9 protein-coding genes are annotated in these 14,161 nt (G+C 63.4%); 7 read left to right on the plus strand and 2 right to left on the minus strand.

The features are described from left to right. The first annotated feature begins 430 nt into the window (after nt 1-430). The 5 genes from pyrF to IPV69_RS14385 all read left to right on the plus strand — a co-directional run bounded on the left by pyrF (nt 431) and on the right by IPV69_RS14385 (nt 7,715). On the plus strand, nt 431-1,354 hold the full coding sequence (gene pyrF / locus IPV69_RS14365) for an orotidine-5'-phosphate decarboxylase (protein WP_206290375.1): 924 nt from the start codon (nt 431-433) through the stop codon (nt 1,352-1,354). A 115-nt stretch (nt 1,355-1,469) separates the two neighbouring features. After that, on the plus strand, nt 1,470-1,850 hold the full coding sequence (locus IPV69_RS14370; protein WP_206290376.1) for a hypothetical protein: 381 nt from the start codon (nt 1,470-1,472) through the stop codon (nt 1,848-1,850). Then, nucleotides 1,847-3,145: a UDP-N-acetylmuramoyl-L-alanine--D-glutamate ligase gene (gene murD / locus IPV69_RS14375; RefSeq protein ID WP_206290377.1), complete on the plus strand. Its 1,299-nt coding sequence runs from the start codon at nt 1,847-1,849 to the stop codon at nt 3,143-3,145. Before IPV69_RS14370 ends, murD begins: the two co-directional genes overlap by 4 nt. 69 nt (nt 3,146-3,214) lie before the next feature. Beyond that, nucleotides 3,215-3,925: an SDR family NAD(P)-dependent oxidoreductase gene (locus IPV69_RS14380; protein WP_206290378.1), complete on the plus strand. Its 711-nt coding sequence runs from the start codon at nt 3,215-3,217 to the stop codon at nt 3,923-3,925. Between the two features lie 94 nt (nt 3,926-4,019). Next, the gene (locus IPV69_RS14385; RefSeq protein WP_206290379.1) at nt 4,020-7,715 is read left to right on the plus strand and encodes a hypothetical protein; all 3,696 of its coding nucleotides are present in this window, start codon (nt 4,020-4,022) and stop codon (nt 7,713-7,715) included. A 91-nt stretch (nt 7,716-7,806) separates the two neighbouring features. Here IPV69_RS14385 and IPV69_RS14390 read toward each other — a convergent pair whose 3' ends face one another. Next, nucleotides 7,807-7,986: a hypothetical protein gene (locus IPV69_RS14390; RefSeq protein WP_206290380.1), complete on the minus strand. Its 180-nt coding sequence runs from the start codon at nt 7,984-7,986 to the stop codon at nt 7,807-7,809. Nucleotides 7,987-8,190: 204 nt separating this feature from the next. Here IPV69_RS14390 and IPV69_RS14395 point away from each other — a divergent pair, with 204 nt between their 5' ends. Then, nucleotides 8,191-9,366 carry a 1-deoxy-D-xylulose-5-phosphate reductoisomerase gene (locus IPV69_RS14395; protein WP_206290381.1) on the plus strand — a complete coding sequence of 392 codons (1,176 nt, stop codon included), beginning with the start codon at nt 8,191-8,193 and terminating at the stop codon, nt 9,364-9,366. 262 nt (nt 9,367-9,628) lie between these two features. Beyond that, a complete protein-coding gene (locus tag IPV69_RS14400; protein WP_206290382.1) occupies nt 9,629-11,752 on the plus strand; it encodes a site-2 protease family protein in 2,124 nt (707 codons plus the stop codon). A gap of 165 nt (nt 11,753-11,917) precedes the next feature. Here IPV69_RS14400 and IPV69_RS14405 read toward each other — a convergent pair whose 3' ends face one another. Further along, entirely contained in the window at nt 11,918-13,960 is a 2,043-nt protein-coding gene (locus tag IPV69_RS14405) for an FAD-dependent oxidoreductase (protein WP_206290383.1), read from the minus strand. Nucleotides 13,961-14,161: the final 201 nt, after the last annotated feature.

Genomic DNA, 14,161 nt, shown 5'->3' on the forward strand with positions numbered 1-14,161 from the left:
TTTCTCGTCCCCTCTCTGGACTCCGAAGGGTCAAACCGATACTGTACCCGCCCAATTTGTTGTGAATGGGTTCGCAATCCGACGTGGATGTGTAAGGTCCCGCCGGTTGAAACGGTCATTTTGAGCATTTTTGAGTTGGAAAGGAGACTGGCACATGGCTAAGCCTCGCCGCCGCCGGAAAGTCGGCAGTAAGAAGCGCAAAGCTCGTCGCGACCGGCGTAAACGCTGATCGTAGCGCCCGCGCATTCGGCCGACCCGCGCTCGCAGGCTACCGGCCAGTATTCATTCAAAAGAGACACGCCACACCTTCCTGGTGTGGCGTGTCTCTTTTTAATCCTGCGTCGTGCGTCACTTGCCTGGGTCACGGACTGGAATCTCGCGCGTGCGTGCGTGACAAACGACAAGGGACAAGTGACAAATAACATCTCTTATGCCCGACCTCTTCGGTGACAGACTCATTGACGCGATCGCCTCCAGGCAGGCTCCCATCTGCGTGGGCATCGACCCCATATTCGACCAGTTCCCGTCGGAACTGACCGAAGACATCGACCCCGGCGATACCGATGCCGTCCTCGACTCAATCTTCGAGTTCACCACGCGCGTGCTCGAAACCGTCGCCCCACTGGTGCCGGTGGTTAAGTTTCAGTCGGCGTACTTCGAGAAGTACCTCTGGGAAGGCGTCGAGGCGTACTACAGCCTGATCGCCGAGGCCAAGGCGATGGGCCTGCTGGTGATCGGGGACATTAAGCGGGGCGACATCGGCACGACCGCCGCCGCCTACGCCGAGGGGCACCTGGACGACGTCGCGACCGACGACATCGAAGACGCCGCGACGCCAGACGCGATCACGGTCAACCCGATGATGGGTGCCGACACGCTCGAGCCGTTCGTGAAGGTCGCCCGCGCCACCGACAAGGGCCTGTTCGTGCTGGTCCGCACGAGCAACCCCGGTTCCGGCGAGTTTCAGGACGTCAAACTCGAAGACGGCCGAACCTGGTCGGAAATGCTCGCCGAACGCGTGAACCAGATCGCCGAGGGATTGGTCGGCTCCAGCGGCTACAGCTCGATCGGCACCGTGGTCGGCGCAACCCAGACGGCGACAATGGAGTCCCTCCGCCGACGGCTGCCGAAGTCGATCTTCCTGCTGCCCGGTTACGGCGCACAGGGTGCCACGGCCGAGATGACGCGATCGGCGTTCCAGAACAAAACGGGTGCGGTTGTCTCGGCCAGCCGGAGCATTCTGTACGCCCACAAGGACAAGAAATACGCCGCCCACTTCGGCGATGACTGGGAAGCGGCGGTGAAGCAGGCGGTGCTGGATATGAAGGCGGATCTGGACAAGGTTTTGTCGTAGCTCTCCCCTCTCCCCTGTACTCGGGGGAGAGGGCCAGGGTGAGGGGCCGAACGAGGCCGATCAAACATACTGCAGCAGACACGGCTGTCGCGCGACCACCGGACAAGGACGTCCTATGAACCTGTTCCTTCTTGCGGAAGTCGGCGACAAAGTCCCATCGACTCTTTCTATTTTTCTGCTGCAACTCCCCGTCGCCGGATTCTTTTTCTGTCTAGGGTTGGGCTGGCGATCCTTAGCCGTGCTCTGGTTCTCGCTCACGCTCGCGTGGTTTGGAGTCGCCATGTATTTCATGTGGTTCGCTGACGAGTTGGCGAACGCAGCGTTTAGTGAACAAAGCCCTGTACGCGTGGTGTCCAACGCGGCCGTGTGCGCGCTTCCAATGTTCGCCGTTGGTATCGGGTGGATGATCTCCGCAGGGTCGAAGCAGGCGATGACGCCGAACGGTTTCGAAGCTGTCATCCCGCCGCCAGGAGCGCCAGGGAGGAATGCCCAATGATGCTCCGCGATCTCTCAGGAAAGCGCGTCACCATCGCCGGCCTTGGCCATTTCGGCGGGAATATCGCTGCGGCGAAATGGCTCGTCGAGCAGGGTGCGGAAGTGCTCGTCACCGACCGCGCCCCGGCCGATAAGCTCGCCGATTCGCTCGCCCAGCTCGCCGGTCTCCCGATCACCTTCAAGCTCGGCGGGCATGATCTCGCCGACTTCAATCAGGTCGATCTCGTCGTCGCGTCGCCCGCCATTCCGCCAAGCAACGAGTACCTTAAAGCCGCCCGGCTCATGGGCGTGCCGGTGACGACCGAGATCTGCCTGTTCCTCGAACGTTGCCCCGCCCCGGTCGTCGGTGTGACCGGAACCAAGGGCAAATCGACGACGTCCGCCATGCTCGGCGAGATCCTGAAGCGCGGCCGAACGACCTGGTTCGGCGGGAACATCGGCAAATCGCTCCTTCCGGAACTGCCGAACATCCAGCGCGATCACGTCGTCGTCCTCGAGTTGTCGAGCTTTATGCTTCACTACACGGGCGAGAATCTCTGGTCGCCGCATGTGGCCGTCGTAACGCTTCTGGCTCCCGACCATCTCGACTGGCACGGCAACTTCGACGCCTACGCGGAAGCCAAGCGAAACATCGTTCGGTTTCAGCACGCCGGCGACATTGCGGTTGTGAACGAGGAGTCGGCGGCGCTGATGGCCTGGTTCGAAGAACGACCGAAAGGCCGCGTCGTCCGCTACGGCGTCGAAGGACGCCGGCCGTTCGAACTGCTGATCCCCGGCCGGCACAACCAGCTCAACGCGCAGGGCGCGTTCGCGGCCGCTGCCGCCCTGGGCGTCTCGTGGGACGACGCTGCCGCCGCACTCGGTCGTTACAAGGGCCTTCCCCACCGCCTTCAACTCGTCCACGAAGCCGGCGGCGTGCGGTGGTTTAACGACTCGATCGCCACCATCCCCGAAGCGGCTGTCGCGGCGACGTCTGCTTTCGATCCCGGCAGGGTGATCCAGATCGTCGGCGGATCGGACAAGGGGCTCGACATCACTCCCATGGTCGATGTCCTTGCGAGACGCACCAAAGCCGTGCTGTGCATCGGAACCACCGGGCCGAGCGTCGCCGCTCAATTGCGCAAGGCCGGGGCGCGTGACGTCCGGGAGTGTGGCGACCTCACCAGCGCCGTCGGAGCCGCGAAGGAGATTGCCGTGGCAGGCGACGTCGTGCTGTTGAGCACGGGCTTTGCGAGTTACGACCAGTTCACCAATTTCGAGGATCGCGGAGAGCAATTCGCTCGGCTTGCGCTGTAGGGCCGGGCTCACCCTTGTCTGCCTTGCTTTGCCCCACCCATCACGTCTGATAACATCCCTCCGCTGACGATGAACCATCCAGTAGCCGTTATCACCGGGGCAGGGAAAGGGATCGGTCGAGCGACGGCGATCGAACTGGCCCGGCGGGGTTACGCGCTAGCCCTGGCCGCCCGGACCGACTCCGACCTGCTTCAAACGCTCAGCGCGGCTGAAGCCACCGACCGCGGCATCGCCGTTCCGACCGATGTGAGCAAGTACGCGGAAATCGATCGCCTGATCGACGTGACGCTCGACCGCTTTGATCGCATCGACGCGATCGTGCACTGTGCGGGCATTGCTCCCGTTCGGTCGCTCGCCGCGATGACGCCGGCCGAATGGCAGGAGACGATCGATACGAATCTGTCGGCGGCGTTTCACCTGATCCGTGCCGCCTGGCCGGCGTTCGAACGGCAGCGCGGCGGTGCGATCGTCAACGTCTCGTCGCTCGCAACGCGCGACCCGTTTCCCGGTTTCGGCGCTTATGGCGCGGCCAAGGCCGGAATGAACCTCCTGGGGCTCATGGCCGCCCGGGAAGGTGAACCGATCGGCGTGCGGGCCTACACCGTTGCGCCCGGCGCGGTCGAGACCGGAATGTTCCGCAAGATCATGACGCCCGAGCAGTTTCCGAAGGAAAAGACCCTCGATCCCGCGGATGTCGCCCGGGTGATCGCCGGTTGCATCCAAGGCGACCTCCGATATGCCAGCGGTGAAGTGATCTACCTGCACCGTACGGCTACGTAGGGGCACAAGCCGTCGGGGCACACGGCGTGTGCCCGACCGACGTGCCGCTCACGGGGCGACGCTTCGAAGACTGACATCCATGGATGGACCGCCTATGCGAACCGCTTTGATCATGTTCGGGGTGTTATTGCTGTCGGCGGGCGGTTTCTACCTCTACCTGTCGATGCAGGCGCCGACGCCCCGCCTCAATCCCAAGACGGAAACCGGTCCCCGCGCCCCCCTGGTGATGAAGGCCGATGCCGATACGGTCGGCGATGTCGGCCCCGGAGCCAGGCCGTGGGTGAAGGTGTACGACACGGAACGACGCCTGTCGTACCGATTCCGCGCCGAAGAGTATGCCCCCGAGCGTGCCGGTCGAATCGACGTGAAGAACCCCGAAGCAGAGTTCTTTCAATACGTACGTGACGATACGGAACCCACCGGCATCCGCACCCAGCGCATCAAGCTTGTGGGTAAGACCGGCGAAGTGGAAATCCAACAGGGCCCGCAGGCCTCGGCCGACAAGGGGTTCGAGAAAGGCTCGTCCGGGCCGCCCAAGCGAGGTCTGCTCAACGACGTCACCATTCGGATGTTTCACAGGTTCGCCGACGCCGAGCCCGGCACCGAGAAGAACCCTGTACTGACTATCAAGGCCCCGAACGTCTCGTTCGACAACGAAACGTTCGAGATCGCGACCCGTGGCTACAGGAATGCGCAGGGCGAAGATGTTCCTGCCGACCAGGTGCCGATCGAGGCGACCGGCGACTACAACTTCCGCGGTCGCGGATTGACCCTGCGGTGGAACGACGTGGACGGACGCCTGGACTACCTCGAAGTGGCCCATGGCGAATACCTTCAGATCATGAATCCGGGGGAGTTGAGCGGAGACAAGCCCGACAAGAAGTCGCCGGTGGCTGTTCGCTTGCCGATGCAGTCCGAGTTCCAGCCGCTCACCGACGACCGGGGCGCACCTGTCGCGATGGCGCAGGTCGGCAAGACGAAGGTCGGTCTGCCCAGGACACAGCCGGCGAAGAAACCCGAGAAGACGCCTCAGGCTGCCACGAGCAAGCCGCCCTACCGGGCGACGTTCGAACGCGACGTGCGGGTGTCGGAAGGCGACATGAATGTCGCCGAGACGCAGATCGCCAGTGCCGACCTGATGTATGTCGACTTCCGCTCCGGCTCGGACGACAACCCGGCGACACAGCCTTCAACCCGCCCCGCCACGCAGCCGGCGTCCAAGGCGGGTGTTCCGGCTTCTCTGCCGGCCTCACCGGCGACCAATCCTTCAGTCGCCGTCGGCGGTAAGGGTCAAGAGCCTGAAAAGCCCAAGACACAACCGGCGACCCAACCCGTTCAGCAGCCGATCATCGTTCGCTGGTCGGGAAAACTGCGGATCGTTCCATTGGAAGGTCCGGCGGAACTGCCCACGCCGATCCGCTCCGGCGAAAGCATTCTGCGCTTCGTTGGGAAGACCTCGCCGGTGAAACTCGCCCGCGATCTGAACCGTATCGACTGCACGGCCGCCGATTACTTTTCCGGCGACCGCAGCGTGATGGTGCGCGGCTCGGAGCGCCATGGACCGGTGGTGCTGCAGCAACTCCCCGATCCAAAACTCGCCCCAGGCCAGTCTCGGCAGGCGACGATCGTCACGCAGTCCCTCAACTACGACGGCAAAGCTCAGGTCGCCGTCCTGAACGGCAAAAGCAACGCGATCATCACCATGCCCGGGACCGCTGCGCCGAGCACCCATCCAGTGGGCGAGGCGGCCCAAACCGCTCCGCAGACGCAGCCCGTTGCGCCGCCGCAGATCGTTACCGCCCGGTGGAATCGCGAAGGCCGGTTGAAGTTCAAGAACGGCATCGGCGGCGACCTGACCTTCGAGCGGGCCGACTTCTCCGGCGATGTGGACGTGGTCCATCCGCAGTTGGCGCTCAAGAGCCAGGAGCTGGCTCTGATGTTCGAAGAACACCTCAAGCAGCCGACCACGGCACCAGCCTTGGCGGGTAAGGCGTCGCCGACGACCAAGCTGTCCACGCAGCTCGACCTCAAGCAGGTGATCGCGACGACCGACGTCTGGGCCGACATCATCGACGACCAGGGCCGCAAGCAGACGGTCACGACCGACCGCCTGACCGTCGACACCGCGACTGCCGACGGTGGCAAAATCTATCCGAAGGTGATCACGGCGATCGGCAGCGCCCACGCTTACGACGACAAGCAAAGCCTTCGTGCCGGCGGCGTCGAGCTGACGATGATCCCCTCGGCATCGCCCGCCACCCAGCCGACCGCCAAGGCGAAGCCGACCACGCGTTCCAGCAGCGACATCGAATCCGTCGCTGTCGAGCTCAAGTCGATGCGGGCGTGGGATGGGGTGCTCGTCTCCAGCGCCGACGGGTCGATGGCTGCCGGTCAGACGATGAACGTCGATGTGGTCAACGGCCAGATGCTTGCCCGTGTTGCCAGCCCGCTTGGAACCAAGCCGGCCACGGTTGCGGACGCCAAGGGGAATACCGTCAGCGGTCCCCAGATCGACTTCGACCCGAATCGCCAGTGGGCCCGGGTGTCCGGGCGCGGGTCGATTCGGGCGTTCCAGGCGGAAAGCCCGGCCAAGGGCGCTACAACCCGGCCCGCCACGTTGCCGGCAGTCGCGGCGACACAGCCGGCCAAGCCGCCGAAGTTTGTGGACATCTTCTGGGAAACGCAGGCCGAGCTCGATGGCGCGAAGGATCGTGTTCTGGTGGAAGGGCCGGTGCTGGTCACGTCTACCGACCCTGACGGAACGCTCAACACCGCCCGCGGCAAACGGGCCGTGATCGAGCTTGCGGCCAAGCCTCCGGAGCCGAGCACGAAACCGGCAAAGACCCCTTCGACGAAGCCTTCAACCAAACCCTCGGCCCGCCCTGGTCTTGTTCCCGGTCTGGCAGGCGGCGGGATGGACATCCTGAAGGACAAGGCGGTCACCGCAGTCAATCTCGAAGAAAACGCCGTCGTCAATTCCACCCTCTCCGATGACACGGGAATTCTCCGGCAGTTCGAGCTGAAGTCGGCGAAGGTTCGTTACGAAACCGGGTCTGTGACGTCCCCCGCCACTCAGCCGGCGGAAGGCCCGCTCGCCATGGACGCCGGCGGCAACGGTCGGCTGATCGTCCCCGGGCCCGGCACGATGATTTACCGCGATCACCGTCCCGCGACACGGCCGTCCACCCAGCCGACCGGCGAAGCAGTGGTCGCCAACGGCAAGCCGGCCGCTTCACCCGAACCGGGTGTGGCATCGGCGGCACCGGGGCAGGCCCGCGGCGCGACGGCTTTCCAGTGGAAAGACTCCCTTGTCTACGACCAGCCTTCCCGCGAAGCCACCATGCTCGGCGACGTCGTGATCGTCCATCAACCCGACGGCACCGGCGAACTGCCCGTTCGCGTGACGGGCGACCGTGGGCTGGCGATCTTCGAACCCAAGCCACTGACTCGTGCCACGACAAACCCGGCGGCTACGCCCGCGGCAAAGCCGGCAGCCCCGGCTGGCGAGCCTGCCGTCGCGATGAACCTCAAACGCCTGACCATGAACGGGAATCTTGTCGTCTTCCGCGGCGGTTCAGAGATGACCGCGGACCGGATGATGTACGACCCTGCGACCGGATGGATGACCGCTTACGGCACCGCCCGTCAACCGGCCACTTACGCCGGTACCGCCGGCGAGTCGTCCGTTCTGGCCGACGAGATTCACTGGAATGCGCAGAGCTGGCTGACGAAGTTCGTCGGCATCCGCGTCCGCAGCGGGACCGATCGGAACACTTTAGGGACCCGGTAAACGATCGAGGGGGGCGGATGCGACAGGGTCGGCCCAAAAAAAAGCCCACGGCGCTGCCGTGGGGGATTCTCGCGGTACCGATGAATGCTGCTTAGTGCTCGGCCTTGGCACCGGCTGCGGCGCCGGCAGGGTCTTTGCGCACCGTCTTGGATTCCGGCACGCGAAACATCGTCTGGCAGTGCTGGCACTTGACGAGCTTTCCTCGAACGTCGTCGGGCACGCTCAGGAACTTGCGGCAGCGGAGGTTGGGGCAAAGCAGTTGAACAGCCATCGGCATCTCCCGAAACACTATCGGATGGTCGCATCAGAGACTTGAGCATTCGGGCTAGGTACTCCGGCCTGCCTGCCTTGCTCGACGTTGTCCGGACGGAGTCAGGCCGTGTGTTCAGGCCGCGCTTGGCATCCGAACCCGGCTGTTAACAACCCGTCACAACCCGCCTTGTCGCCGGTCGCCCCCCGGCTATAGTGAACCGGCTTGCCAAAACGAATTGCAATTCTCGGTTCCACCGGCTCGATCGGGTGCAACGCGCTGGACGTCGTCGCCGCGTTGGGGCCTGACTATTCCGTGACGGCACTGTCGGCGGGTCGGAACTGCGCCAAGTTGCTCGAGCAGGTACGCCTCTGCCGACCCGCTGCGGTCGCCATCGCGGACCATCATCCCGATCCTGCCGTCGTCGCCGAGCTCAAGTCGCTCGGCGTTAGCGTTTCCGTGGGCCCGGAATCGCTGGTCGAAATCGCCACCCGAGACGATGTCGATATCGTGCTTGCCGCCGTGGTAGGCGCGGCCGGGTTGCCGGCTGTGATCGCCGCTGTGCGGGCGGGCAAGACGCTGGCGCTGGCGAACAAAGAGAGCCTGGTCGTCGCCGGTTCGATCCTGATGCCCGAGGCGCGAGCGCGTGGCGTCCCGGTATTGCCGGTGGATTCCGAGCACTCGGCCATTTTCCAGGCCATGCGGGCGGGATCACCGAAGGAAGTCGCCCACATCGTTCTGACCGCCAGCGGCGGCCCCTTCCGCACCTGGCCCCGCGAACGCATCGAAGACGCCACCCTCGAAGACGCGCTCCGCCATCCCACCTGGCGGATGGGAAACAAGATCACGATCGACTCGGCGACCATGTTCAACAAGGCGCTGGAGATCATCGAGGCCCGCTGGCTTTTCGATCTGCCTGCCGAGCAGATTCGCGTGGTCATTCATCCCGAATCGGTCGTGCACTCGCTGGTCGAGTTCGTTGACGGATCGGTCATCGCCCAGCTCTCGCCGCCCGACATGCGCACGCCTATTCAGTACGCACTGACGTATCCGGAGCGTACGCCAGGACCTGCGCGTCGGATGGATTGGAAAGACAAGTTCACGCTGCACTTCGAGCCGCCCGACCCCGTACGATTTCCTGCGTTATCGCTGGCCTACGACGCCGTCCGTTCCGGTGGCACGATGGGCGCGGTTCTGAATGCCGCCAACGAAGCCGCGGTCGAGTTGTTCGCGTCCGGTAAGATCGCGTTCGGAGAGATTTCCCGCCTCGTCGGGTTTACAATGGGTCGACATTCGGTTCAGACCCGACCGTCGCTGGACGATCTTCTCGAGGCGGACCGCTGGGCCCGACAGGCGGTACTCGAAAAGAGCGGACAGCGGGTGCTGGAGCGGAGTGTTTGAGCGAAGGACCAGGCGCACCACGGAGGAGCGGAGGCACGGAGGGCAACTCTACCTGTGAGTCTCCCCCGAAAGCCAAAACGTTCCTCTACGATCCGAGATTGAAGGTTTGAAATTTCAAACTGAAGATCGGATCGGCGGTCGTTGCTGCGTCACCCGTTGCCCTCCGTGTCGCCGTATTGGTCTTCGCCTTTGGCCATTCGCCCGTTTTTGATGTGGCCGCGTTGTAACGTATTGTCGTCATCAACCTCGCAGAGAACCTTCCATGCTTCAATCCGCCGGAATCCTGGCGCTGTCGCCATATCTCGAAAATGCCGGATACCTCGCGCTGCTGGCGTTTGGTTTCGGCTTCGTGGTCTTCTGGCACGAGCTGGGCCACTTCCTGGCCGCCAAGTGGGCCGGCGTGCGCGTCGAACAGTTTGCCGTCGGCTTCGCCCACGCGGTGGTGTCGTGGCGCAAGGGCATGGGCTTCCGACTCGGCAGCAGCCAGCGCGAGTACAAAAAGTCCGTCTACCGGCACCTCGGCAAAGAGTATCCCGACAAGGGCGAGCCCACTGAAATCATCTCCGACCTGCAGATGCGGGAAGGTGGCGAGGCCCTTGGCCTGGGTGAAACCGAGTACCGCCTCAACTGGCTCCCCCTCGGCGGCTACGTGAAAATGCTCGGCCAGGACGACCTGCGCCCCAATTCCGAGGCCGACGACCCCAAGGCGTACAACCGCCAGTCCATCGGCAAGCGAATGGTGATCGTTTCGGCCGGCGTGGTGATGAACGTCATCCTCGCGGCGATCGGGTTCATGATCCTGTTCAGCTTCGGGTTCAATGTCGCGCCGACGAAGGTCGGCTCGGTCCTGCCGAACTCTCCGGCACAACTCGCCGGTGTGCGGGTGGGCGACGACATCATTCAGCTCGACGGTCGCGATCTGCACAACGACCAGACCAAGCTCCAACTCAACGCCGCCCTGTCGGCCAGCAACCAGGATATTCCCATCAAGGTCAGCCGGCTGATGAAGGACAACAGCCGACAGGAACTGAATCTCGACATCATCCCCGCCAAGGCCGACCTCGGCGGCATCAAGCTGGTGGGGCTCGGCGTCGGGCCGTATCTCGACCTGGCCACACTTTCGGTCGAGGAAGGTCAGCGGCTCAAGGAGATCAAGGACGAAGCCAAACACATCTTCTGGAACTCGCGACTGCTCAAGCCCGGCGACAAGATCACCGCCGTCAACGGCACCGCCGTCGGCAAAGGCGACTACGCGGTCCTCGACGCCCACCTGCAGACCGGCCAGACGGTGACCATCGAAGTCACCGACAAGGACGGTAAAAAGCGGCAGGAGTCGTTCAATCCCATGTTCGTTCCGCCGTTCGGATCAAACCAGTGGGATCTGCTGGGCATGGTGCCGCGCCACCAGGTGACCTCCGTCATTCCCGATTCGCCGGTGTTCGAAAAAGCACAGAGTGGCGACATCCTGCTCGAAGTGCGCGACGGGCAGACGGTTGACGGAAAATCACTGCCCACCTTCAGCAGCCTGAGCAAGTTCGTCAACGACCAGGCCAAGGCTGACAAGAAAATCCGGCTCACGGTTCTCCGCGACGGGAAACTGGTCGAACTGGAGCCGACCAAGCCGATCGAAATCCGCCGGGGTATCTACGGCGTGGGGATTGGAATGGCGGTGGACGATTCGGCCGCCGTAGTAGCCGAGGCTGTTGCGGGATCGCCCGCTGCCGCTGCCGGGCTGACACCCAAATCGACGATCAAGGCCGTCAATGGCACCGCGGTAGCCAACTGGCGCGACGTGCACACCACAATCCGCAAAGCCCTTCCCGCCGACGCCACTGCCGCCACCGTTGAACTCACCTACGCCACCGACGGCGGGGAAACGAAGAAAGCTGAACTCAAGCTCTCAGCCACCGACATCCTCGCGGTCCGCAATGTCCGCTACGATTCCGGGCTCGCACTGAGCCCGACCAAGGAAAAGCGTCTGGCCAGCGGGCTTGTGCAGGCAACCCAGTGGGGCGTTATCGAAACGCGTGACTTTATCCTGCAGTTCTACGTGACGCTCCAGCGCATGGTCACCGGCGACGTCAGCGCCACGAACCTGATGGGGCCGGTCGGTATCTTCCAGACCGGAACCAACATCGCCTCCAAGGGCCCGGACTGGCTCATCTGGTTCCTTTCGATGATCTCGGCCAACCTGGCGGTCGTGAACTTCCTGCCGATCCCGATTGTCGACGGCGGCCTGTTCACCTTCCTGCTGCTGGAGAAGATCAAGGGCAAGCCCGCCTCGCCGCGAACGCAGATGATCGCTCAGTATGTCGGGCTGGTGTTGCTGCTGAGCATCTTTGTGTTCGTCACCTGGCAGGACATCGCGAACTTCAAGTTCCGTTAACCGACCCGCAGATCGGGAATCGCACGCGGACGTTTCACCATCGAAAAGCCCACGGACATCCGTCCGTGGGCTTTCTCGTCATGTACTGAGCTGCTCTTCGGCCGTCCTGCCGGCTTCAACTCGCGAGGCGTTCGTCCGCCGTTACCAGTCTCGTCGTTCTCGTTCTCACTGCGGCAACTCGATGAACTGCAACGCGTCGAGAATCACGAATCCGTCCGTGCCGGCGTTGGTCACGGTTACGACCGTCTCGTCGTCGGCTCCGAGTTCGACCGTTCCGACCTTGCGGAATGCCTCGCCGGCGGGCATTGACTGGGTCTGATCAACCGCGATCTCGAACCTTCGTCCGCCGCTTTGCACGACCAGGGGAACCTTCGTGGCGCGGGTGGCGTGCGGCGAGTAGGCCATTCGAACCTCGTACCGCCCCGCCTTCGGCGCTTTAAACCGGAACGTGGCGATCGACTGGCCGTCGGCCCGGCGGTCGTCGTGCCGGTATCCGACGCCGACGTGCGGCTTGAAGCTGCTCGATCGGCCCCACGATCCTTTCAACTCCGCCACTTCATCGTCGAGCACGATTCCGGGGAAGGACTTGGGGTCGAGGGCTCGATCGCCGCGGGGTGCCTCGGGGCTCGCCGGCAGGACCGGCAGGTCCAGCACCTGCTTCTGTGCCAGGAGCCGCTCGCGCAAAGCCGGGTAGGGCAACTGCTGTACCGGGACATCCTGCTTCGCGCACATCGCCGCGGCGATTCCGGCGCTTTGCCCCAGAATCATCCAGGTCGGCTCGACACGAATCGAAGAGATGCCCACGTGCGTACACGACAACGCCACCGGCACGAGCAGGTTCTGGCACTCCTGCGGCTTGGGCAGGATGGCGCGGTACGGAACCTGGTACGGGTAACCATGGCCACGGCCGGCCATTCGCACTGGCATGATCGTGCCTTCGTTCACCACTCGGTCTTTCGTACCAACGCGCTGACAGTCGTGGGAATCAATCGGGAACGACGACACGACGATCGGGTCTTCCTTCTTCGGATCCTCCAGAATGTCCTTCTGGCTGATGACATACACCCCCTTCATGCGGCGTCCTTCGCGAACGTAGAGCTGTGGCGACCAGTGTCCATATTCGGCGAACTCGTCGCGGCACAGGCCGAGTTCCGCCAGTTGCTTGCGCAGGTTCTCGGGGACCGCGGGGTCGGTGGTCAGGAACTGATACAGCTCGAGGGTGTACTGCTTATGGGCTTCCCAAATCTTCGCTCGCCCGGCTTCGTCGGCTTCGCTCCAACCGTTGGCGGCACCGACCAAGCCCATGGAAAACTGCTTGCCGATGCCGTTGTTGGCGTCAAGCTTTCCGCCGGGCAGCGGATAGAGATCCCACAGGATGATGGGGCGCTTTTCCTGCCGGAAGTATCGCCGAACGACCTCGAATCGTGCCGGGTTGTAAGCGTCGGGCTTGGGGAACGGAACGCGGTTGAGCGGATCCCGGGTGAGGCACAACCTGAAGCTATAGACCATGACGTTCTTGTCGCCCTCGTCCGTGGCTCCGGCATCGATCGTTGTAATCAGCGGCAGCGGCTTGCCGGCGTCGTCGAGCCCGGAGATCGCCATGGGCGCTTTGGGATACCGCTTTCCGGCCAAGGACTCGCCGAACTCCTTCGTGCCTTCTCGACCGATCGTCCAGCTCACACCCGCTGCGGCCATCAGGTCGCCTTCGTAGGTCGCGTCGATGAAAACCTTTGCCGCGTAGGTGGTGTCGCCGGCGACCAGTTCCGTGATGCGCGTGCCTTCCTTCTTCACGTTACGGAGCACCTGCTTCTTTACGACACGCACCCCCGCTTCTTCCAGCATTGCATTGGTGATCTTCGCGGCGACGTGAGGCTCGTAGGTCCATTTGGCCTGATCTTTCTGCGAGACCTTGTAGTCGAGTGCGATCCCCCGCGCCTGGTAGTCCTTCTCGATACGCGAATGCCATTCTTCGAAAAGGCCCAGAACCGTACTGCGCACGGTCTGGTTGGAGTCGCTGAAACAGAGTCCGCCGGTGTTAACCCCGCCGACATGATCGGTCGGCTCCAGGAGGATGACCGAGGCACCTTCGCGCGCCGCGGCGATCGCCGCGCAGAATCCGCCGGGGGTGGCACCATAGACAACGACGTCGGCGGCAAGGCAGGTGTGCGGAAGGATCAGGAGGAAAAACAGGGCTGCAAGTGGTCGCATCCCTCTACTACGCCGCCAACGTCTGCGGACGTCAACTCGCCCCGGCGGCCGACATGGCAATAGTCCATCAATAATGTCTCGGTAACCGTCGCGACTTGAGGGCTGGGAAGCTGTTCCAGCGACTCAGAATCCACGCCGCATGTTTTCCTGCGAAGTTTCCTCAACAATCCGGACAATCCAATGCACGCGCCGAGGGTGAAC

This window comes from Humisphaera borealis, from assembly GCF_015169395.1.
GTDB lineage: Bacteria > Planctomycetota > Phycisphaerae > Tepidisphaerales > Tepidisphaeraceae > Humisphaera > Humisphaera borealis.